This is a genomic window from Parerythrobacter aurantius, from assembly GCF_045291475.1.
Taxonomy (GTDB): domain Bacteria; phylum Pseudomonadota; class Alphaproteobacteria; order Sphingomonadales; family Sphingomonadaceae; genus Parerythrobacter; species Parerythrobacter aurantius.
Genome location: NZ_CP147985.1, coordinates 1,666,447 through 1,688,491, shown reverse-complemented (window position 1 = coordinate 1,688,491; position 22,045 = coordinate 1,666,447). Strand labels below are relative to the sequence as shown.

Sequence of the window (22,045 nt, the reverse complement as noted above, 5' to 3'; positions counted from 1 at the left end):
GAATGCCGTGGCGATTGCCTTCTTGCGGTGGCATAAGCGCGACCGCATGTCTTCGCCCCGCCCAAACCCGGACAGCGCGACCTCGTCCGATGCCATTCCCGTCGACCTGTTGCTGCTCGCATACCGCAACGGGATTTTCCCAATGGCCGACAGCCGCGAGGATCGCGAGGTCTTCTGGGTCGAACCGCGCGAGCGTGCCATCATCCCGATCGGCGGGTTTCGCTGTTCGCGGTCGCTCTCCCGGACGATCAGGCAGGGCCGCTTTGCCGTCAGCCTGGACACCGACTTCGAAGGGGTCGTGCGCGCCTGCGCCGCGCCCCGCGCCGGGCATCCCGAAAGCTGGATCAGCGAAAGGATCGTGGCGAGCTACCTGCAACTGTTCCGTGCGGGATACGCCCATTCGATCGAGTGTCGCCTGGACGGCGAACTGGTGGGCGGCGTCTACGGCGTCGCCTTCGACCGCGTGTTCTGCGGCGAGAGCATGTTCAGCCGCAGGCGCGATGCGTCCAAGGTCGCTCTCGGATGGCTGCTGGCCCTGCTCGAACGTGCCGGGTGCAAATTGTTCGACTGCCAGTTCATGACGCCGCACCTGGCGTCGCTGGGCGCAGTGGAGATCCCGCAGAAACGCTACCTCGAACTGCTCGACGCCGCGCGTGGGGACCAGCCTATGAGCCTCGCCGAAGCCTATGCCTCGGTGGTCGGCGAGGGTGAAGGGGACGGTGTCGGCGAAGGAGAAGCCGACGGTGCTGGCGAAGGGCGCTTCGTCGGCGCATCATTGCGGCCGCCGGAGTCTGCCCCCTCCGATCCGCCCGCCGCCGATCCCGACGCTTCGCCCGGGTACCGCATCGCGCAATCCTTGACCCACACGTCGTAGATCGGGTGTTCGACGACGCTGAGGCTGGGCGAATTCTTGAACATCCAGGCGGAAAAGATCTTCCGCCACTGGCCTTCTTCGTCGCCCTTGCCTTCGACCAGCACCTGCACGAAGGCACCGGTTTCCTGCGGCATTTCCCACGGCGCCGTCCGCTCGCAAGCCGATACCCGCACGATGATGTCGCCGACGCGGCGCGATTCGCCGGGCTTCATCACCAGATCCTGCGCAATGTTGTTGCGCTTGTTCAGCAGGCCGATGGTGGCCACGCGCTCTATCATCGGCGTCGCGCCTTCGACTCGCGCGACATCGCGCACCGGGGCTGCTGACTGCAGTTCCTTGGGCACGGCGGTCTCGACGGCCTCGGGCTCGGGCGGCTGATCGCTGCAGGCGCCAAGCGCCAGCACGGCCGCAAGGATCGCCGGGCCGCGCATGGTCAGGCGTCCGGGCTCCACGCCTCGTAATCGCCCACCGCCCTCGCCCGGCGTCCGCCGCGCTCGAGCGCACCCTGCGGCCGGTAGGCCTGCGGGGTGCCGGTGGCGTTGGGCGAATAGTCCGCTTCCCAGATACGCGGCGGCGGAAGGAAACTTTCCGGCACATCTTCGAACGCGCCATGCAGCCAGCCATGCCATTCCGCCGGCACCCGGCTGGCGTCGTTGGGGCCGTCGTAGATCACCCAGCGGCGTTCCCGCTGGCCGTCCTTCACCTGCGAGCGATAATACTTGTTGCCCTGGGCATCGGTCCCGACATGCTCGCCCTTGCGAGCCGTCCAGAGATGCGTGCCGATGGTCGCGCCATCCCACCAGGTGAAGATCTTGCCGAGAATGCTCATGGTGCGGGCGCGATTAGCGGATTGGAGAGTGGGGGGAAAGCGGCAAGTTCCAGCCCAGCCACAGGAAAGCCGCCTACCATTCGACCTTGTCGCCCGGGACGATGCCCAGTTCGGCCGCCCGGCCGCCGGCGATCTCGAGAACCGCGATCGCGATACCCTGGGATTCGACCCCGTCGAGCGAGTACGGAACCGTCATGGCGGCGATATTGGCAATGCGGCGATCCGGCCCGATGAAGATGATGTCGAGCGGTATCGGCGTGTTCTTCATCCAGAACCGCGCCGGTGCGGGACGTTCCTCGCGCGGGAAGATCATTGCCTCGTCGGGGCCGAGAGCGGTGCGGAACATCAGCCCGCGCGATTGCGCTTCCTGGCTCGCCGCAACCTCGGCACGGAAGACGTGGGAGCCGCTGCTTCCCGTGACTGTGACCGGCACAATGGCGAGGCCCGATTCGGGATGTGTCGCCGGCATCGCCGCTTCCGGCTTTGTCGCCGCTTCCGCCCCCGCCTGGGGCGAACAGGCAACCAGACCGACCGCCGCCACGAGTGCACAGAATGCGTGCCCTATTCGATCGCTTCGCTGACCCATGCTTCCGCCTCGTCTTCGCTGGCAGCTGCGAGCGCTGCCCTGGCATGTTCGAAGCCATGCCCCGCACGTATCATCGCCGCAAGCTGCTTTTCGCGAAGGGTGCGATCGACGGGACCGACAGAGAAAGGTCCGAAGCGGCGCTTGCGCGCCAGCCGCACCGCTGCATCGCGAGCCTCGTGCTCGCTCGCCGTCACGGCCGTCCGCAGACCTTCGCCGATGCCGGCCTGCCCCAGCGCCTGGTCGACCCGCCGCTGGCCGTAACCGCGCCGCAGCAGCTCGCCGCTCTTGGCGCGGGCGTAGGCGGCATCGTCGACATAGCCGAGTTCCGCATAGCGGCTCACAATCGCGCGCAGGTCGGGCTCGTCCTCGCCCGCCCAGCCCCGTTCGCGCAGCTTGCGCTTGAGATAGGCTTCGAGCTTGCCGGTGCTGGTCGCAAATCGCGCGACATAGGCCAGCGCCAGGTCCCTCAGTCGCGCCTCGTCGAGCGGCTTGGGCACAGCTTTTGCCCGGGTCCGATTGCCTTGGCGCGGTCGCATCGGCCATATTCGTGCCACAGTCATTATCAAATGGGAAAACTTTGTGACGGTGCAGGCATCGTTAATTGCACCGCAGCCAGGGACAGGGCGCGCCTAACTGCGCGGAAAGATACGGGTTTCGCCGAATATTATGACAGATTCCACACTGATTCCGACCCCGAACGACTGCCCGTTGCCGCGGCGGCGGTCCGATTTCGCGATCTTCAACGACGCGATCGACTATGCCGCGCGCAGCGAAAAGGGGTTCAATTTTCACGACGCCCGCGGAATGCTGGAGCGGGTTTATCCCTATGCCCAACTGCGTGCCGATGCGCTGGCGATGGCCCGCCGGCTGATCGCTGCCGGTATCGGCAAGGAAGACCGCGTCGCTCTGGTGGCAGAAACAGTGCCGGAGTTCATGGCGCTGTTCTGCGGCTGCGTCTATGCAGGGGCGTGGCCGGTGCCCTTGCCGTTGCCGACCACCTTCGGCGGCAAGGAAAGCTATATCGACCAGTTGGGCGTGCAACTTTCCAGCAGCGATCCGAAAATCCTGCTCTACCCGCCCGAAATCGCGGAGATGGCGGAAGCAGCAGCGGCGAAACAGGGGTGTGACGGGTCCGACTGGGCGAGTTTCGCTGCCCGTCCCGAAAATCCTTGCGAGTTTCCCGAGGTCGGTCCGGACGACATCTGCTATCTCCAGTATTCGAGCGGTTCGACCCGTTTCCCGACCGGCGTCGCGGTCACCCACCGGGCCTTGCTGCACAATCTCTATGGCCACGCCACCACCATGAACATCGGCGAAGGCGATCGCGGCATCAGCTGGCTGCCGCTGTATCACGACATGGGCCTGGTCGGCTGCTTCCTGTCGATGATCGGCAACCAGGTCAGCTGCGACTATCTCAAGACCGAACATTTCGCCCGCCGGCCGCTGGCCTGGCTCGACATGATCAGCCGCAATCCCGGCAATTCGATGAGCTATTCGCCTACCTTCGGCTACGATATCTGCGCGCGCCGCATCTCCAGTCAGAGCCATGTCGAGGAACGCTTCGACCTGTCGCGCTGGCGGCTCGCGGGCAACGGGGCGGACATGATTCGCCCGGACGTGATGCAGAATTTCGTCAACGCCTTTGCGGCTGCGGGATTCAAGGCCAGCGCTTTCACGCCCAGCTACGGCCTTGCGGAGGCGACGCTGGCGGTGACCGTGATGCCGCCGGGCGAAGGCATCCGGGTCGAGCTGGTGGAAGAGGAACGGTTGTCGGGCGGGCGCCGCGACCTCAGCCGGCCGGCGCGCTACCGCGCGATCGTCAATTGCGGCAAGCCCCTGCCCGACATGGATGTCGAAATCCGCGGCGAAAGCGGGGCGGCCAAGGGCGATCACCAGATCGGCAAGGTCTGGTGCCGCGGCCCCAGCGTCATGCATTCCTACTTCCGCAACGAGGAAGCCACCGAGGACTGCCTCGTGGACGGCTGGCTCGACACCGGCGACATGGGATACATGGCCGACGGCTACCTGTTCATCGTCGGCCGGGCGAAGGACATGATCATCATCAATGGCAAGAACCATTGGCCGCAGGATATCGAGTGGGCCGTGGAGCAGCTGCCCGGCTTCAACCATGGCGACATCGCCGCCTTCAGCGTGGAGAGCGATACCGGCGAGGAAGCACCGGCGGTGCTGGTGCATTGCCGCGTGTCCGATCCCGAAGAGCGCATCAAGCTGCGCGACACCATCCGCGAAAAGGTGCAGTCGGTCACGGGCATGAACTGCGTGGTCGAACTGATCCCGCCGCGCACACTGCCGCGCACCTCGTCGGGCAAGCTCAGCCGGGCCAAGGCCAAGAAGCTTTACCTGTCCGGCGAAATCCAGCCGCTCGACCTCGCCGCGTAAGCGACAGCCAGGCACAATTCGCTTTGCCCCGTCCCTGGCGGCGGTATGATGGCCCGTGGACCGTGGATACGGCCGCTTGAACTTCGTGTCTTAGACACCTAATACAGTGCTGAAGGAGCACCGAGGGTACCCATGGCCACAAACGAGACCAAGACCGCCACTGCCGTAGAATTCGAGCTGACCCCGCCCGATCCGGTGCCGCTGGTCACGGCCGAAAAGGCCGCCGGCCTCGTCCCTGTCACGACCGAGCAGAAGTCCAAGCTCGACGAGAAGGTCGACAGCTTCGTCGACGACCTGCTTTCGGTCGATGCTAATTCGCCCGAGTTTGGCAAGAAGGTCGACCAGATCACCAACATGGGCCGCAAGGAAATCATGGCGGCGGCGGGCATGTCCAACCGCTTCCTCGACCGTCCGGTCCGGGCGATGAGCAAGGACGAAGGCGTCGGCGCCAATCTGGCCGAACTGCGCACGGTGGTGGAAGAACTCGACCCCTCGAAGCGCGGCAAGCTGACGGGGACGCGCAAGATCCTCGGCATCATTCCGTTCGGCAACAAGCTCAACAGCTATTTCCGCAGCTACCAGAGTGCGCAGACGCATATCCAGGACATCCTCAGCAAGCTCGCCAACGGCAAAGACGAGCTGCTGATGGACAACGCTGCGATCGACGTGGAGCGGGCCAAGCTGTGGGAAGCGATGGGCAATCTGGAACAGATGATCCATATCTCGCGCACGCTCGACGAGAAGCTGGAGGAAAAGGCCAACGAACTCGACGGCATCGATCCGGCCAAAGCCAAGGCGGTGCGCGAAACCGCGCTGTTCTACGTCCGCCAGCGCACGCAGGACCTGCTGACGCAGATGGCGGTCAGCGTGCAGGGCTATCTCGCGCTCGACCTGGTCAAGAAGAACAATGTCGAACTGGTCAAGGGCGTCGACCGCGCCAGCACCACCACTGTCGGAGCGCTGCGAACGGCCGTGACCGTCAGCGAAGCGATGACCAACCAGCGGCTGGTGTTGCAGCAGATCACCGCGCTCAATTCGACCACCGCCGGGATCATCGATTCGACCAGTACCATGTTGCGCGAGCAGACCGGCAAGATCCACGAGCAGGCCGCCGCCAGCACCATCCCGCTGGAAACGCTGCAGCGCGCCTTCCAGAACATCTACGACACGATGGACGAGGTGGACACCTTCAAGCTGCGCGCGCTCGACAGCATGAAGCAGACCGTGACGGTGCTGACCCAGGAGGTCGAGAAGTCCAAGGGCTATATCGCCCGTGCCGAAGGTCAGGCCCAGGCCCAGGCCAAGGTGGCCGCGTCAGAACCCTCGCTGCTGTCGCTGGGTAGCTGATGAGCGACACGACCCGCCAGAGTGACGCGATCCTGAGCGCGGCCAAGCAGTCGCTGGCCTTGCAACGCGATGGCGGCGTCCATCGCCGGGCGCGCTCGATCGGGCAGGGCTCGGCCAGACTGAAACGCGACAACCTGGTCAGGAAGCTGCGCAACATTGCCTTGGCCGTGTTCGCAATCTGGGTCGGTGCCGGAATTGCCGGAGCAATGTTCGACGGGATCGGTTTCTGGGGCGTGATGATGCTGGTGGTCGCAACCGCGATCGCAACAGGCGTCTTTTCCAGCTTTCCCAAGGTCAAGGTGCCCAAGCGCGCGGACATCAACAAGGGCGATGTCCGGCAGATGGTTGCGCGGACCGAGCTGTGGCTGGAGCACCAGCGCAGCGCCCTCCCCGCGCCTGCAGTGAAAGTGGTCGAGGACATGGGCGTCCAGCTCGATGCGCTCGGCCTGCAGCTCGAAAAGGTTCCCGCCGACCACGAAGCAATGCGCGAAATCCGCCAGCTGGTCGGCGAGACGCTGCCGGAGATGATCGACAGCTATCGCGCAATTCCGCCCCATCTGCGGACCGAGCAGCGCGCTGGCGCGACACCTGAGGAGCAGCTCGTCCAGGGCCTCGGCAAGATCAGCCGCGAGATCGACAGCGTTACCCGGCAACTGGCCCAGGGCTCGCTCGACGACCTGGCGATCAAGCATCGTTATCTCGACTACAAGTACGGCGGCAGCGAGGAAGGCAGTGGTGTGCCCCTGCCCGATTTCGATCTCGAGCGGCAAAGGACGCCCGGCTGATGCGCGTCCCGATCCCGCACGAGCTCCCGCGCGAGGAAGCCCGCCGCCGCCTGCGCGACAACGCCCACAAGATGGTCGAGCACATCCCCGGCCCCATGGCCGAGGTTCTGACGGACTGGCCGAGCGAGGATCGCATGGGGCTCACCATCAAGGCGATGGGCCAGACCCTGCGCGGTACGGTCGATATCGAGGATCGCCAGCTGGTCGTCGAAATCGCCCTGCCGCCGCTGGTCTCGTTCATGGAGCCGGTCATCGCCGGGGCGATGAAGGAACAGGGCCAGAAGCTGCTGGCGAAGGATTGATACCCGCAGCTACCCGCGCGGACTGAAATCGACGCGGTAGCCGTATCGCGCTTCGACGGGCGTGCCGTCTGCCGTACGGGCAGGATTGAAGCGTATCTTCTCGAGCACCAGCGGGCACACGCGGGCCGTCGCTTCTGCATCCACCTCGCTGCGGGCAACGGAACAATTGGTGGCGCGCCCCTCGGGCGTGACAGTGAAGACGACGGTCACGGATTTCCCGAAGCGCGCCTGCCGTCCGCCTTCCGGAACCGGGAAATCGCGCGCCTGGTTGAGTTCGCCCGAGCGCACCGAGGGCTTGACAGCGATGCCTCCGCCCCGCCCTGAGCCTGTTCCGCCCGCGCCCGTCCCATCGCCCGAGCCGGCCGCCCCGGTGCCGTTCCCTCCGTCGGTAGCGCCCGAATTGGTGGCGCTGCCGGTGGAGGTTGCCTTGGGTTCCGGCCTGTCGCGGCGAAGAGGTCGTTCGGGGGTCGGGGCCGTTGTCGGCTTGGGTATCGCCTCCTTGCCGGGGTCGCCGGCGGCTCCGGCTTCGTCGGGCGCGACAGGCTCCGGTTCGGGCGGCGTGGTGACCGTTACTGTGACCGCCGACAGCACCGTATCCTCGATCTGGGTGGTGATGCCCGGCGCAAAGGCCCGCAACAGTCCGTAGAAGATGGCGACATGCAGGATCACGATGCCGATGATCACCGGTACACTGGGCTTGCGCCGGGTGGTCGTGAAACTGGTTCCCTCGGGCGCGGCGCTCTGCATGGCGGCCTTATTGCGCAGGACGGGAACAAAGAAAAGCGGCGGCCTCCCTGATGGGAAGCCGCCGCCCTCGTATCTTTGACCGGATGACCGGGTTTAGAAGTCGTAGCTGACGCCGACCTGGATCTTCCAAAGCGACGACGAGCTCTGGATCAGCGGTTCGCGCAGGCTGACAGTGCCGGCGGTGGCATTGTACTGCCCCGTGATCGGACCGTAGACATAGCGACCGGCGCTATCGATGCTCGCGACCACCAGACCTTCGGTATAGCTGAAGCGTTCGAAGGTGTTGGCATCGCTGTCAATGAAGTTCAGGAAGTTGTCGAAGTCCACGAACAGGCGCAGCTTGTCGTCCTTCAGGCCGAACGCGCTCATCGGTCCGGGGATTTCCTGGCTGAAACGCAGGTCCAGATCGTAGAACCACGGGTTCTCGCACGAGTTGCGCGGCAACGTCTCGCCACGGTACTTGGCGATGCAAGGGGTGGCCGAGATGAAGTTGTCGAGCGCGGTCGCAAAGGCCGTGTTCGCAATCACTACATTCGGATCGCCCACGCCAGTCGGGACGTAGATCAGCGAGTTGAAATCGCCGCTGACGCTGTCGTTCAGCACCTCGCCCGGCCCGTTGTCGAACACGACCGAGTAAGGACGGCCCGAACGGGCAACGAACACGAAGCCGAAGCTGGTGTCGTTGTCGCCGAAGAACTGCTCGCGCACGTTGAGACCCAGCGTGATGTTGTGGGTCGACGAATATTCGCTGCGCGCCACGGCCGAGTTCTGGCGATCGAACGCTGCCGAGATGTCGAAGCTGGAAGTAGCCGTCGAGCTGTTGTTGTTCCGGTTGTTCTCGGAATCGGTGTAGGCATAGCCGAAGTTCAGGTTGATGCGGCCGCCATCGGTGAAGATGCCGTTGCGCCAGTTCTTCGACAGGATCACCGAGGCGATCTTGCTTTCGTAGCTCGCGCCGTTGGTCAGCTGGATTTCGTCGTCACGACCGACGGTGCCGCCGTTGAGGCCGGTGCCGCTGGTGGTGAAGAAGCACTGCGGACCAACATTGGTATAGACCGGCGGAACGCCGCCTTGGTTCTGCAGCTGGGCCTGGCAAGCGCTGGTCACGCCGTTGACGCGGCCGATCGTGGTCGGGTCAATCGAACGATAGATCGGGCGACCATCGACCGTGAAGCCGCCGAGGCCGAGCGCCGGGTTCACCACCTGCGCCAGGTCGACGAAGTCGACCGGATTCTCGAACTTCGAATAGATGAAATCGAGGTTGAGGCGCCAGTCGCTGAAGAAGCCGGTTTCGGTGCCCAGCGTGGTCGCGATGCCGAGGTTGGCACGCCACACGGTCGGCATTTCGAAATTCGGATCGGTCGACTGGGTATCGGCAAGGCCACGCGCCGAAAGGATCGCCGCGTTGGAGGTCACGCATCCGGGAATGCCAGTGAACTGACCGTTCACGACCACGTCGGCGCGGCCGCCGGTAGTCGGGAAACAGGCTGCAGTACCCTGCTGCGTGTTGGCCGTTGCGCCGGTCTGGCCGAAGCCGGTGACGAAGCCGTTGTTCGAGAAGGCGTTGGAGAAGTACACAGCCGGATCGCCGCCGGTGAAGCGACCGATCCCGCCCTTGATCTGCGTGTTGCTGAAGAAGCCTTCGTTGAACAGCTCGTAGGTCAGGCCGAGACGCGGCAGGACCACCGGATCGAGCTTGCCGAAGCCGACCGAGTTCGAGAAGCCGTAGCGAGCCAGGAAGTTCGGGTTGTTTTCAGGCGCATCGCCCGAAAGCCACTCGACGCGAACGCCGCCGACCACATTGAGCTGGTCGGTCGCCTGCCAGTCGTCTTGGACATAAATTGCGAAGGTGTTGCGCTTCCATTCGGCAGCCGCATCGTTGATGTCGCCCGACGCGGTGAAGTTGCCGTAGGCACCGGCCGCCCCGCCCGCGGCGATGGCGTCGCCGTTGGGGTTGGTGTTGCTGCCGCCCGACAGGATGCCGTTGGCAAAATCGGTCAGGTTGTTGAAGGTCAGCGTGCCGGTCGAGTTCTGGGCGAACAGGTTGAACACGTCGAGCTGGTTGAACTCGCCGCCGATGGTCAGCGTGTGTTCGTCCATGGTCAGGCGGCCGAGCGCCTTGATTTGGGTGACCTTGGTGTTGAGCTCGTTCGACGAACGCGAGAAGCCGGGGCCTGCCACGATCGAGCCGTTGAGGCCGTTGTTGCTGACACCGACAACGAAGCGCGGCATCGGGTTGTCGGACTGCGCTTCACCGCCGCCGACCGGGCCCTGCACGTCCTGGACGTCGGCACGGCTCGCGCGGATTTCGGTCGAGAAGTTGTCCGACCAGTCGGAATACAACCGGACCGAGTAATAGTCGCTGTTGGTGCCTTCGTCCTCGAAGCTGTTGAGGCCCGTGAAGATCCGCGAAACCAGGTTGAAATCGTCGGATTCGACGTTGGTTTCCTTGAGCTTCTGGTAGGTCGCCTCGAGGCGGTGATCTTCGGTAATGTAGGCGTCGATACGGGCGAAGTAGCGCTCGCTCGATTCGGCCAGTTCACGTGCGATGCCGCCGGTTTCGAACCCGTAGGTGTTCGAAAGGATATCCGAGAACTGCTGGAACTGGACGTCGTTTACCCACGGCGTGTTGTTGGGGAAGCCGAGGCTGGACGGACCCTCTTCCTGGCTGTCGGCCAGGTCGGTCTGCTCGTAACCCAGGAAGAAGAACAGGCGATCGGGAATGATCGGGCCGCCCAGCGTCGCGCCCCAGCGCTTTTCCTTGTAGGGCGAGGCCGAGAAATCGACGCCGTCGGCGGTGTCGCCCTGCAGGCTGTCCGAAGCGTAGGTGAAGAAGGCCGAACCGAAGAAATCGTTACGGCCCGACTTGGTCACCACGTTGATGGCACAGCCGGTGAACTGGCCGTACTGGACGTCGAACGGCGCGAACTCGACCGAGGTTTCGCGGATCGCATCGAACGGGAGCGGCAGCGAGTTGCGGCTGGCGAACGGCGTGCCGTTCAGGCCGAACAGGTCCGACTGGGCAATGCCGTCGACGGTGAAGGCGTTCGAACGGTCGTTGCCGCCAAGGCAGCTGACGCGATCGACTTCGTTGGAACGGTCGAGGCTGACGCGCGGGTCGATGCGGATGATGTCGCGCACGTCGCGGCTGATCGACGGGAAAGCCTCGATCGCGTCGGCGCCGAACGACTGGCCGGGGCCGATCGCCTGCTGGCTCAGCGAGACACGCTCGCCGGTGACGACGATCACTTCCGAACCGGCCGAAAGGGCGAAGGTCAGCTGCGTGTTGCCCTGCAGGTTGATGAAGACTTCTTCGATGGTCTGGCCTTCGAAGCCGCCCGAGGTTGCGGTGACGGTGTAGGGGCCGCCGGTGACGAGGCTGTCGACGCGGAACTGGCCTTCGCTGCCGGTTACCAGCGTGCGCGACTGGCCCGTGCGGGTGTCGGTGACGACGACGGTCGCGCCGGCGAGCGGAGCGCCGCTGTCATCGGTGACGGTGCCTTCGATGCCCGAGGTAATCTGCTGCGCGGCGAGCGGCGCAGGCAGGACGACAGCGGTAGTGAGGCTCGCAGCAGTCGCGGCGAGAAAATACTTGAGCTTCATGGATAACCCCTTCGGAGCGCTCTGGAACGATCGTGACGAATCTGTTGAGTCGGAACCCAGCCGGTTCTCGCCTATGGCCCAGAGAGGCGAATTGTTACAGTGCCGTGGCAGCATTTCATCCACCGGCACGCAAGGCGGCAAAACTGACCTGATGTCATAAATTACAATGGTTTAAGTATGTTGCTGCAATGCAACACAGCGGGAGAATCTGTTCTGTCCGGAGCCCGCGCCAATCAGGCGAGGTTGATCTCGCGCAGGCGCTGCAAGAGAAACTCGTGCGACGAGATGGCAGGCTGCGGTTCGTTTCCGGTGACCTCGCGGCCGCACGAGGCGAGCGGTTCGATCACGAAATCCGGCCGAAAGTGCAGGAAGAACGGCATCGAATACCGGGCGCGATAGGCGGCCTCGCCCCGCGGATTGACCACCCTGTGCGTGGTCGAGCGCAGTTTGCCGTTGGTCAGCCGGTCGAGCATGTCGCCGATATTGACTGCGAGCGCACCCGGCGGCGGATTGACCGCGAGCCATTCGCCTTGCCTCGTCAGCAGCTCGAGCCCGGCCTCTTCCGCCCCCAGCAGCAGAGTGATGGTGTTGATGTCGCCATGGGCGGCGGCACGGATCGCGCCTTCGGCTTCCTTGCCTTCGAGCGGCGGGTAGCGCAGCAGGCGCATTACAGAATTGCCGTCGCGCACGGTATCGTCGAAGAACTTGGGATCAAGTTCCAGATGGATGGCGATCGCCTCCAGAACGCGCAGTCCTGCCTGTTCGAAAGCGGCGTAGAGTTGCTCGAAGGTCTCCTCGAACCCGGCCACCTCGTCCGGCCAGACGTTGGGCGCCATGTACTCGGCCAACGGGTGATCGGCCGGCAGCGTCCGGCCGACATGCCAGAATTCCTTCAGGTCGTGAACGCGGGCGTCCTTGGCCTTTTCCGTCCCGAACGGGGTATAGCCGCGCGCGCCGCCGGCGCCTTCGATCTTGTATTGCAGCTTCGTCTCTTCCGGCAGGGCGAAGAACGCCTTCGACATGGCTTCGGCACGATCGATCAGATCCTGCGGGATGCCGTGATCCCGGACGATGGCGAAGCCGAATTCGGCGAAGGAGCGACCCAGCTCGTCGGCGATGTTTTCGAGCGGCTGGTCGAGCGAAACGGATGCGATGTCGGTCATGGAGGCGTATCTTAGTATGGAAGGAAGAGGCCAGCCAGTGCGGCGCTCATGAGGTTGGCGAGGGAGCCCGCAGCAAGCGCGCGGATACCCAGCTTGGCGATAACGGGCCGCTGGTTGGGCGCAAGTCCGCCGGTCACGGCCATCTGGATCGCGATCGAGCTGAAATTGGCGAAACCGCACAGGGCGAAGGTCACGATGGCGCGGCTGCGCTCGGTCAGTTCGTTGCCGGTCATGGCCCCGAGGTCGATGAAGGCGACGAATTCGTTGAGAACGATCTTGGTCCCGAACAGCCCCCCGGCAACCTGCGCCTGGCTCCAGTCGGAAATGCCGATCAGGAACATGACCGGCGCGAAGACGTAGCCGAGCATCTGCTGGAAGCTGAGATCGGGATAGCCGAACCATCCGCCGATCCCGCCGAGGATGCCGTTGGCCAGCGCCACCAATGCGACGAACACCATCACCATGGCCCCGACCGCCACAGCCAGCTTGACCCCGGTCTGCGTGCCTTGTGCGGCCGCCTCGATCACGTTGGCGGGCTTGTGCCCTTCCTCGAAGGTCTCGGCGACCTCGACCTCGTGCGGCTTGCCGCTTTCGACCAGCGCGGCGGGCCCTTCCGCACTGATGCGGGCATCGGGCAGTTCGACCTTTTCCGGATTGCCGGCGCTCAGGCCCGCGGCATCGCGTGCAAGGTCGCACTCGTCATCCGGCATGATGATCTTGGCCATCAATATGCCCCCGGGCGCGGACATGAAGGCGGCCGCCAGCAGGAACGGCACGGATTCCTCGCCGATGAAGCTGGCGTAGGCCGCAAGAATGGTCCCCGCGACACCGGCCATGCCGACAGCCATCAGCGTGAACAGGCGGCTGGGCGTGAGGGCGGCGAGGTAGGGCCGCACCACCAGCGGGCTTTCCGACTGGCCGACGAATATGTTGGCCGCGCTGCCGAGCGCCTCGACCTTGCTGATGCCGGTAATCCAGCCGATCGCGCCGCCGACCCAACGCACCAGCCGCTGCATGATACCCCAGTGATAGAGGATCGAGACGATCGCGGCGAAGAAGACGATGACCGGCAGCGCGGCGATGACGAAAGTGTTGGCGAAAGGATTGCCTTCCATTGGGCCGAACACGCTGGCGATACCGACCTTGGAATAGTCGAGCAGGGCAATAACGCCGTTCGACAGCCCCTGGATCGCTTGCACACCGAACGGCGTACGGAGCACGAGCAGCGCCATCACCGCCTGCAGCGCAAAGGCTGCGCCCACGACCCGCAGCTTGATCCGCTTTTTGCCCGTCGACAGCAGGAACGCGATGGCGAGGATAGCCAGGATACCGAGGATGCTGGTCACGAAGGGCGGCATGGAGAGTCTTTCGCAGGCGAAACGGTATCCGCCCCTTTGCCGCTCGGGGCTTTCCAGTCAATCGCGGCGACGACGCTGCGGCTTGGCGTCGTGGGAAACTAGCGGCCAGGGATGCCATAGCCACTTCCCTTGTCCCCCTGCTCTCGCCTAAGCCCCGGCCATGGAACAGACCACCGTCGACACACCGGTTGCGAACCCGGCCCCTCGCCTTCCCGTCGGGCTTTTCACCTATCTCGTCCTTTATGGCGGGATGACTGTCCTTGCCGGCGTGGTCGCCTACAAGCAGGTGCAGCTCTGGCCGAGCCAGCTGGCCGTGGAGGCGGGTATCTTCCCCTTCCTCCTGCTCGTGGTCATTTCCAGCACGATCGCCCAGCTTTACGGCAAGGCCACAGCCAACAAGCTGGTGTGGATCGGTTTCCTGCCGCTTGCCCTGTCGGCGGCACTGATCGGACTCGTCCTGAACCTTCCCGCGTCGCCCGACATGCTGCAGTTCCGCGCCGAAGACCTGGCTGCCTTCGAACGGGTTCTGGGCCAGACGCCGCGTATCCTGATGGCCGGGCCGGCGGCCTATATCACGTCGCTCCTGCTCAACATCTGGATTTTCTCCAAGCTGGCCGGCAGCGCCGGACCCGAAGGCGGCACGCTGAGCCTGATGGTCCGCGGCGCGATCGCCTCCGCGCTCAGCCAGGCGATCGATTCGATCATCTTCGTGACGCTGGCCTTCTATGGCGAGTTCGACATCACGAACCTGCTGATCGGTCAGGTGCTGGCCAAGGTCACCTTGAGTTTCGTGCTGGTCCCTTTCCTCATCACAGGCGGGGTTGCCATGGCGAAGTGGCTCGACCGTCGGTTCGGCTGAAGAATGCTTCGGCTACGCCGCGTTAACCAAACCCGCTAACACGTCCTTAACTCTAAGGCCCGAGCGTTCGCCTGCCCTGACAGGAGAACGACGACGTGGCTATTCCCGGCTTGCTTGATGCCGCCCCCCGATCCCCAGCCGAAGATCCCCGCACCTCGGTCCGCCGCACCATCCGGCTGGCCGCCGAGGGCATGCGCGCTAACGGGGAGGAAACGCTTGTCCGGCTTCACAATATCTCGACCGGAGGCCTGCTGCTGGAAAGCGACGTAGCGCTCGGCGAGGGCGAGGAAGTGGTCGTCGACCTGCCCCACGCCGGCCCTACCGTCGCCAAGGTCGTATGGCGTAGCGCTTCGCTCCACGGATGCCGTTTTCTCCAGCCGCTTCCGGAAGCCGCGCTCAGCGCTGCGGAACTGCAAAGCTCGATTGCCCCGCGAGAGGAATTCGCCCAGGCACCCGGTCTTGGCCAGGGCTCGCTCGGCAAGCGGCTTGCCACCTTGCGGCAGGAACGCGGACTAACCCTGGCGCAGGTTGCCGAGCAGCTCGGCGTTAGCAAGCCGACCGTGTGGGCGTGGGAGCATGACCGATCGCAACCGGTCAGCAGCCGTATCGGCGCGCTGGCCATGGTCCTGGGCGTGGCGGAAGCGGAACTGATCACCGGTCGCGACATCGGGCACGCCGAAGCAGCCATTGCCGAGGCAAGGAGAGTCATTTCCGAAGCCTATGGCTGCAACCCGCACCAGATACGCATCATGATCGACCTGTGAAATACTTCTTCCAATTTTCCACAGACTATAGTTAATACTCGGTATGTCGATTCTAAAGTAACACAAGTTAATTAAATCGACTAACAGGGGTAACTAAATATTCTCGCAATATATTGCGGGTCGTATCTGTGGGGGCAGAAGCAATGATGCTGGATTTTTCAGCAGGGGAACTCGCGCAATTGTGCGAGCTGATTTCGGGTGCAGCGAACGATATCATCTTCAAGGCCGATAGCGACGGCTTCATAACGCAGGCTTCGCAGGGCATTGCCCTGCTGCGTCCGCAGTCCGGCCAGACGGCGACACCGCTGCTCATCCCTCCGCGCCTGCAGGATTTGGTAGCGGAGCCGCACCTGCACGCTGTCGAAGCGGAGCTCGCGCTGGCTGCTGGTGGCAACAGCGAACGCGCCTGGATTGAATTCCGCATCGGGACCGGCGTCCACGACGGGCGCTGGTATGCAATGCGCCTGGTGCCGATGCGCGATGGCGCCGGGCGCGGCAGCGTGCTGGGCATCCTGCGGGACGTGCACGAGCGCCGCATGCTCGAGGATCGCCTCTTTGCCGCGCGGATGACCGATCCGCTGACAGGCCTCACCAACCGCATCGCCTTCGACGCCATGTTGACCCATGTTACCGACAGGGGATTTGCCGGATCGCTCGCCCTGTTCGGCATCGACCTGTTCGGTGCCATCAACCACCGGTTGGGCCACGGCTTCGGCGACAGCCTGCTGGCCGGTTTCGCCGAAGTCCTGCGCAACGTCATGCGGACCGGTGACACCCTGTCCAGGATTGGCGGGAGCCGGTTTGCCGTATTGCTGCTGGAAACCGGGGACGATGCTGCCATCCGCCTGTGCCGCTCGGCGCAGGGTGTATTCGCCGACCATCTTCGCGCCGGCCATGTCACTATGCCGCTGTCCGCCTCGGTCGGGATCGCCGCTATCGGCACCTGTCCGCACGACACGCTGCGACGGGCCGAACGGGCCCTTGCGATGGGCAAGGCAGGCGGCAGCGGCGGGCAGGTGGTCCGAGACCGTCCGCGCCGCGCGCAGCTTGCCGCCCCGCCGAGCCGCGCCCCCGGGATGAACTTCAGGCGCGCGGGCTAGGCGCGGTCACTCCCACCAATAGGGCTTGCGCTTGGCGGTGCCTGTCTCGACCTCGTTCATGGTCCGCGCATCGTAAAGCCGCCCGCCGAGCATGACCTGGGCTATCTTGTCCGAATTGCGGATATCGACGCTGGGATCGGCATCGAGCACAATGAGGTCGGCCAGCTTGCCGACTTCGAGGCTGCCGATGTCCGCCGCCATGCCGAGCGACTGGGCGGGCACGATGGTCCCGGCGCGCAGCGCTTCCACCGGGGTCATGCCGCCCCGTACGAAACTCCACAGCTCCCAATGCGAACCGATGCCCGCCTGTTGCCCATGGGCGCCGATGCTGACCTTCACACCGCGCTGGGCCAGTTTGCGTGCCTCGCGGGCGTTGTTGTCGTCGACGAAGGCCCACTCGGGGGCCTTGGTGCGGCGCGCGGTTTCCGCCAGCAGCATCTTGGGCGGCGTATGCACCATCAGCGGGTTCTCCCACACATCGGTCGCCTGCCGCCAGTAGGGGTCGCCCGCCAGCCCGCCATAGGTGACGACCAGCGTGGGCGTGTAGTTGGTCTGGCTTTGCCCGAAGAATTGCAGCACGTCCTCGTAGAAGACATCGACAGGCACATTGTGTTCGACCGTCGAATTGCCGTCGGCCACGAGGTTCATGTCCATCCCGAACAGCGACCCTCCCTCGGCCACCACCAGCATGTTTTCGGCTGCCGCAGCCGCGACCACCATTTGCCGCTGCTCCCGGCGCGGCTGGTTGTAGTTCTTGAGCGAGATGCCGCCTTGGGACTTGATCCGGCGGACATGCGCCAGCGCATCCTCGTAGCTGTCGATTCGGGCATAGACGTCGGCCGCACGGGCGCCGTAGATGATTTCGCCCGTCGAGAAGATGCGCGGGGAGAGCAGCATTCCGGCACGCTGGCGCTCGGCCGCAGCAAAGATCATGCTGGCCTGCGACGAGGGATCGTGAATCGTCGTTGTGCCGAGGGCAAGGTTCTGCACCAGCGACCAGTTCTGTTCCGGGATGAGGTCGCCGACGCCCTGCGGACCATGGGCATGGGCGTCGACGAGGCCCGGCATGATGACCTTGCCCGACATGTCGATGATCTTGGCCCCGGCAGGTGGCGCGAAGCGCGCGGTCGTGCTGTCGAAAACGGACACGATCCGGTCGCCTTCGATCACGATGGTACCGTTCTCGATGGCTCCGGCCCCTTCGCCGGCCATGGTCAGTATCCGGGCACCTGTCAGCACGACGGTGCCGGACGGCTTGGACGCACGCTGCTGCATGGCGAGCGAGACCCCGCTGGAAGGCGGCGTGAACTTCGCATCGGATCCCGGGGCGTCGGCAAAGAAGGTGGCCGTGTCGGCCCGGTAGAGCACCGGCCCCATCGTCCACGTCAGGGTCCGGCCGCCATCGGTCCACCCGATGTAGTCGGCACCGCCCGTCGAGACCTTGGTCACGGGCAGCGACCCGCCTTTCTCGCCAACGCCGACGGCCTGCCCGCCGGGCATCAGCGGCATGGCAAAGACTTCGTAATTCTGCCGGAAGGCGACGAGGCGCCCGTCGGGCGAGACATGAAACTCGCTGGCGAGATCGCCCGTCGCATGCGTGCGCTTCGCCTCGCCGTTGAAGTCGGTGGAGACGAGCGAAATGCCGCTCCCGCTGCGTTCGACCATGAACAGGCGATCATTGCCGTTTCCGAACTGCGGCGCTGAGCCCGCGTCGGACACGAGTTCCGGCGTGCCCCCGGCTGCGGCGACGCGGTAGATGCCCTGGGCATCGGAATACTCGGGCGCGGTCAGGTAGCCGCCACCGCGCTTCTCGAAAACGATCGTCTTGCCATCCGGCGAGAACCGGGGGACCGCGTAGTGGCCGGGCTGACCGGTCACGATCTTCTCGCCGCCGCCACCGGCATTGGCGACCACCACCCGACCGAGACCGTCGTCGGTCCAGCGCACGAAAACGATGCTGCGGCCGTCGCGACTGAAGGATGGCCAGGCCTCGATGCCTTCGGCCGAGGACAAGCGGCGGGGTGTGCCGCCGCCTACGGGCTTGCTGTAGAGCTTGCCCAGCGTTTCGAAGACGACGTTAGCGCCATCGGGCGATACCACGGCGAACTTGGGTATGCTGGTTGTGAAGCTGTCGGGTGCGACCGGGACTACCGGATGCGGCGCATCGGCAATGTCGCGGGTGTCGTCGATGCGGAAGGGGATGACCGCTTCACCCGAACCGTCCTTGTCGACGCGGCGCAGCTTCCCGCCGGCCCAGAACACGATCGACCGTCCGTCGGGCGTCCAGTCCATATTGGGATAGACGCCGGTCACGGCCCAGGTTTCCTGCACGTCGAGATCGAGCTTGCTGTAGATCATGCGTTCTTCGCCGCTGGCGAAGTCCTTTATCCAGAGCTGCGACTGGTCCTTGTCGCGGCGGACAAAGGCGATGCTCTTGCCGTCCGGCGACGGTGCCGGGCGCACCGCGCCGCCATAGCCGCCAACCGCCGTGCTGCGTTCCCCACTGTCGATCTCGTACTTTTCGATGACGAAGATGCCGGCGTTGGAATCCTGAGCGTATTCGAAGATCGGGCCGCCGGTGTCGTTACGGGTGAAATAGATCGCCTTGCCGTCGGGCGCATAGACCGGCTCGCCCAGTTCCTTCTGGTGCGCTTCGCTCGGCCGCTCGACCAGCTTGACGCCGCCCCCGCCCGAGACATGGTAGAGCCAGACCTCGCCGGTGCCGAGCGAACGACCGGTGGTGAAGTGCTTCTTGGCGACGATGTATTGGCCGTCCGGGCTCCAGCTCGGCTGGTTCAGCAGGCGGAAGTCTTCCTTGGTCAGCTGCTTCTTGTCGCTGCCGTCGGCATTCATCAGCCAGATGTTGTCACCGCCGCCCCGGTCCGAGGTAAAGGCAATGCGGCGACCGTCGGGCGAGAAGCGCGGGTGAACTTCCCAGGCCATGCCCTCCGCGATACGGGTCGGCGTCCCGCCGCCGATCGGCATGGTGTAGATGTCGCCGAGCAGGGTAAAGGCGACAGTTCCGCCGTCGGGCGAGACGTCGACATCCATCCACGTGCCTTCCTCGGTCCTGATCGGGACCTGCCGGATGGTCGCGCCGCGCGGGGCGTTGACGTCCCATTTCTCGTCCTTCTTGACTTCCTCCGCAGCGGCGGGCGCGGCTGCAACGGCCGGTTCCGCACCCGCATCCTGAGCCATGGCGGCGGCAGGGAGCATGGCTAGCGCGCTGGTCGCCAGCAGGGCGTGAAGAGTTCTCATCGGACAATCCCCCAATCGAATGTTTTATGACGGGCTTTCTAGCAGGGCATGCAACTATGCCAATGGCGCGTTCGACCAACGCCAGAGGATGCCGGTCAAGCGAGGCGTCGAAGCGTTTCCCGATCGTCGATATCGACCAGCACGTCCGGGTCGCAGGGCACGATGGCTGCCCCCGCCAGCAAGCCGCGGGCCCCGGCATCGCCGCTTGCTTGCGCAAGCTCGTCAAAGAAAGTCGAACCGAACAGGGCGGGCGGTGTCGGGGACACGCCGTTGTGCGACGCGAGCAAGGCATCGGGCGCTGCCTGTTCCAGCAGGTCGGCAAAATGCGACGCCGGCACCAGCGGCATGTCCGCCAGCGCGACCAGCAGGGCGGCGACCCCGGCCTGCCGCGCCAGTCGTGCCGCCACAGCGACGGAGCTTCCGATGCCGCTGGTCGCGTGATCGTTTATCTCAACGGCGAAACCCTGAGCCCGCCATTCAGGCACACATGGATGGCTGTCGTCCGCCGCGATGATCCAGCGATGCGCGAAGGGTAGCGGGCCGAGCGTTGCGCACACGTGATGGCCCAACAAGCCGCCGCGGAACGGGGCCGCCAGCTTGTCCGCTTCGCCGAAGCGTCGCGACTGCCCCGCTGCCAGCACTGCAACTGCCACGGGAACAACGCTAGCCATACCGGCCCTCGAAGTCGGTTGCCTGGTAGGCCTGCACAATCTCTCCCAGCGCGCTGAGAGCCAATGTTTCGGGGTCGCGCGACGAATGGAACAGGCCCAGCGGCGCCTTTATGGCGGCAAGGGTTCCGGCGCCGATGCCGGCCTTCGCCAATGCCTCGCACCGTGCTGCATGGGCTTTCCGGCTGCCCATGGCACCGAGGTAGAAGTGCGGCAGTTCCAGCGCTTTATGCATGAGCCGCACTTCCCAGTCATGATCGTGGAACAGGAAGACGATGGCGGTCCACGGGTCGCTCGCAAGCAAGTGCGTGTCGGTGGTCTTGTCCAGTTTCGTGGCCGAAAGCTCGTGTGTGGCGAGGGTCGCAAGAATACGCTCATCAGGCGTCAACACATGGCTTCCAAGTTCCATTGCCCGGGCGAGCTTGGCCAGCGCCTCGACCCCCGCCCCGTGGCCTACGATCAGCAGGCGCAGTTCGGGCCAATGACCGAAGGTTGCATCGCCCCGTTGCCAGCCGGTGATGAAACGCGCTTGGCCCTCGATCGCCATGGAAAAAGGTTCGCGCCGGGCAATGGCTTCGCAAGCCCTTGTCACGAGGTCCGTCCCCTCCAGCGGCTGGAAGTGGATATCGAGGCCGCCGCCGCAGGGTAGCTTGATATCGACGTAGGGCGACCCGGCGCCGAAGCGCACAACGCGCGGGGACCCATCCGCGAGCGTTTCGAGCGCTTCTGCCACCACCGCGTTCTCGATGCATCCGCCTGACAGCGAACCTGCAAAGCTGCCATCCCCGGCCACGCCCATGTGTGTGCCGGGATTGCGCATGGAAGACCCTTCGACGCTCAATACCGTTACCAGCACACAGCGCTGGCCGGCTGCCTGTCGTGCCTGCAGGAAAGCGAAAACGCGGCCCTGGTCCAAGGCTCGCCTAGCCGGTCAGCGTTGCAAGATAGGCGATAATCGCCTTTCGGGTCGCTTCCTCGCTCACCGCGCCTGCGGCCATGGCCGTGCCGGGCACCCTCGCGGCGGGATCGGCGAGGAAGGCGTCGAGTTCGGCCGCGCTCCACGTCAGGCCCGAGCGTTTGAGCGCATCGGAATAGGCAAAGCCCTCGACCGCCCCAGCCTTGCGGCCGACCACGCCGTGCAGGTTCGGCCCGACGCCCGAAGGTGCGCCGGGCTCGACCGAGTGGCAGGCGGCGCAGGACGCGAAGGCAGCCTTTCCTCGCGTTACCAGATCGCCTGCTGCGGGCACCGGCCCTGCGGGAACGGACGGAGATGCCGCGGAAGCCTGGCCCGGCTCTCGCACAACGATCTGTTCGACCGGCGGCTGTTCGGCCGATCCGCAGGCTGCGAGCAGCAATGCACAAGAGGCGACGGTCGCAAGACGAAGGGACATGGCTGCCCCCG

The 22,045-nt window shown here is 64.8% G+C and carries 19 protein-coding genes and 1 pseudogene; 8 read left to right on the top strand and 12 right to left on the bottom strand.

The features are described 5' to 3' along the window. Positions 1–46 precede the first annotated feature (46 nt). Positions 47–874 (top strand): leucyl/phenylalanyl-tRNA--protein transferase, encoded by an 828-nt coding sequence (gene aat / locus WAB17_RS08330; protein ID WP_435416894.1) that lies wholly within the window; start codon positions 47–49, stop codon positions 872–874. Between the two features lie 35 nt (positions 875–909). Here the strand turns inward: aat and WAB17_RS08325 are convergent. From WAB17_RS08325 to WAB17_RS08310, 4 genes and pseudogenes are all read right to left on the bottom strand, one after another. Then, positions 910–1,086 (bottom strand): annotated as a pseudogene (locus WAB17_RS08325) (DUF2155 domain-containing protein); the annotation flags it as partial. A 221-nt stretch (positions 1,087–1,307) separates the two neighbouring features. Then, complete coding sequence (locus WAB17_RS08320; protein WP_435416893.1) at positions 1,308–1,703, bottom strand: NADH:ubiquinone oxidoreductase subunit NDUFA12; 396 nt, start codon at positions 1,701–1,703, stop codon at positions 1,308–1,310. A gap of 73 nt (positions 1,704–1,776) precedes the next feature. After that, entirely contained in the window at positions 1,777–2,172 is a 396-nt protein-coding gene (locus WAB17_RS08315) for a DUF192 domain-containing protein (protein WP_435416892.1), read from the bottom strand. Between the two features lie 92 nt (positions 2,173–2,264). After that, the gene (locus tag WAB17_RS08310) at positions 2,265–2,786 is read right to left on the bottom strand and encodes a regulatory protein RecX (protein ID WP_435416891.1); all 522 of its coding nucleotides are present in this window, start codon (positions 2,784–2,786) and stop codon (positions 2,265–2,267) included. Between the two features lie 169 nt (positions 2,787–2,955). On the opposite strand from WAB17_RS08310, the gene WAB17_RS08305 reads away from it, so the two are divergent. From WAB17_RS08305 to WAB17_RS08290, 4 genes are all read left to right on the top strand, one after another. Beyond that, on the top strand, positions 2,956–4,689 hold the full coding sequence (locus tag WAB17_RS08305) for a fatty acyl-AMP ligase (RefSeq protein ID WP_435416890.1): 1,734 nt from the start codon (positions 2,956–2,958) through the stop codon (positions 4,687–4,689). 132 nt (positions 4,690–4,821) lie between these two features. Further along, the gene (locus tag WAB17_RS08300) at positions 4,822–6,036 is read left to right on the top strand and encodes a toxic anion resistance protein (protein ID WP_435416889.1); all 1,215 of its coding nucleotides are present in this window, start codon (positions 4,822–4,824) and stop codon (positions 6,034–6,036) included. After that, on the top strand, positions 6,036–6,821 hold the full coding sequence (locus WAB17_RS08295; RefSeq protein WP_435416888.1) for a hypothetical protein: 786 nt from the start codon (positions 6,036–6,038) through the stop codon (positions 6,819–6,821). The genes WAB17_RS08300 and WAB17_RS08295 overlap by 1 nt, the downstream gene beginning before the upstream one ends. Further along, the gene (locus tag WAB17_RS08290; RefSeq protein WP_435416887.1) at positions 6,821–7,123 is read left to right on the top strand and encodes a polyhydroxyalkanoic acid system family protein; all 303 of its coding nucleotides are present in this window, start codon (positions 6,821–6,823) and stop codon (positions 7,121–7,123) included. The genes WAB17_RS08295 and WAB17_RS08290 overlap by 1 nt, the downstream gene beginning before the upstream one ends. 9 nt (positions 7,124–7,132) lie before the next feature. Here the strand turns inward: WAB17_RS08290 and WAB17_RS08285 are convergent, their stop codons facing one another. The 4 genes from WAB17_RS08285 to WAB17_RS08270 form a co-directional block, all read right to left on the bottom strand. Beyond that, complete coding sequence (locus WAB17_RS08285) at positions 7,133–7,870, bottom strand: hypothetical protein (RefSeq protein ID WP_435416886.1); 738 nt, start codon at positions 7,868–7,870, stop codon at positions 7,133–7,135. Positions 7,871–7,963: 93 nt separating this feature from the next. Next, a complete protein-coding gene (locus tag WAB17_RS08280; RefSeq protein WP_435416885.1) occupies positions 7,964–11,473 on the bottom strand; it encodes a TonB-dependent receptor in 3,510 nt (1,169 codons plus the stop codon). A gap of 233 nt (positions 11,474–11,706) precedes the next feature. Next, positions 11,707–12,636, bottom strand: coding sequence for an isopenicillin N synthase family dioxygenase (locus tag WAB17_RS08275; RefSeq protein WP_435416884.1), 930 nt, complete (start codon positions 12,634–12,636; stop codon positions 11,707–11,709). An 11-nt stretch (positions 12,637–12,647) separates the two neighbouring features. Next, positions 12,648–13,994, bottom strand: a complete 1,347-nt coding sequence (locus WAB17_RS08270; protein ID WP_435416883.1) for a NupC/NupG family nucleoside CNT transporter — start codon at positions 13,992–13,994, stop codon at positions 12,648–12,650. Positions 13,995–14,154: 160 nt separating this feature from the next. Here WAB17_RS08270 and WAB17_RS08265 point away from each other — a divergent pair, with 160 nt between their 5' ends. From WAB17_RS08265 to WAB17_RS08255, 3 genes are all read left to right on the top strand, one after another. Further along, a complete protein-coding gene (locus tag WAB17_RS08265; RefSeq protein ID WP_435416882.1) occupies positions 14,155–14,853 on the top strand; it encodes a queuosine precursor transporter in 699 nt (232 codons plus the stop codon). A gap of 95 nt (positions 14,854–14,948) precedes the next feature. Further along, entirely contained in the window at positions 14,949–15,617 is a 669-nt protein-coding gene (locus WAB17_RS08260; protein ID WP_435416881.1) for a helix-turn-helix domain-containing protein, read from the top strand. Between the two features lie 143 nt (positions 15,618–15,760). Beyond that, on the top strand, positions 15,761–16,717 hold the full coding sequence (locus WAB17_RS08255) for a sensor domain-containing diguanylate cyclase (RefSeq protein ID WP_435416880.1): 957 nt from the start codon (positions 15,761–15,763) through the stop codon (positions 16,715–16,717). A gap of 6 nt (positions 16,718–16,723) precedes the next feature. On the opposite strand, the gene WAB17_RS08250 is transcribed toward WAB17_RS08255, so the two are convergent. The 4 genes from WAB17_RS08250 to WAB17_RS08235 all read right to left on the bottom strand — a co-directional run bounded on the left by WAB17_RS08250 (position 16,724) and on the right by WAB17_RS08235 (position 22,034). Beyond that, the gene (locus WAB17_RS08250) at positions 16,724–19,975 is read right to left on the bottom strand and encodes an amidohydrolase family protein (protein WP_435416879.1); all 3,252 of its coding nucleotides are present in this window, start codon (positions 19,973–19,975) and stop codon (positions 16,724–16,726) included. Between the two features lie 95 nt (positions 19,976–20,070). Further along, positions 20,071–20,646, bottom strand: coding sequence for an NTP transferase domain-containing protein (locus WAB17_RS08245; RefSeq protein WP_435416878.1), 576 nt, complete (start codon positions 20,644–20,646; stop codon positions 20,071–20,073). Beyond that, positions 20,639–21,559: an XdhC family protein gene (locus WAB17_RS08240; protein WP_435416877.1), complete on the bottom strand. Its 921-nt coding sequence runs from the start codon at positions 21,557–21,559 to the stop codon at positions 20,639–20,641. Before WAB17_RS08240 ends, WAB17_RS08245 begins: the two co-directional genes overlap by 8 nt. Before the next feature lie 7 nt (positions 21,560–21,566). Then, on the bottom strand, positions 21,567–22,034 hold the full coding sequence (locus WAB17_RS08235; RefSeq protein WP_435416876.1) for a c-type cytochrome: 468 nt from the start codon (positions 22,032–22,034) through the stop codon (positions 21,567–21,569). Positions 22,035–22,045: the final 11 nt, after the last annotated feature.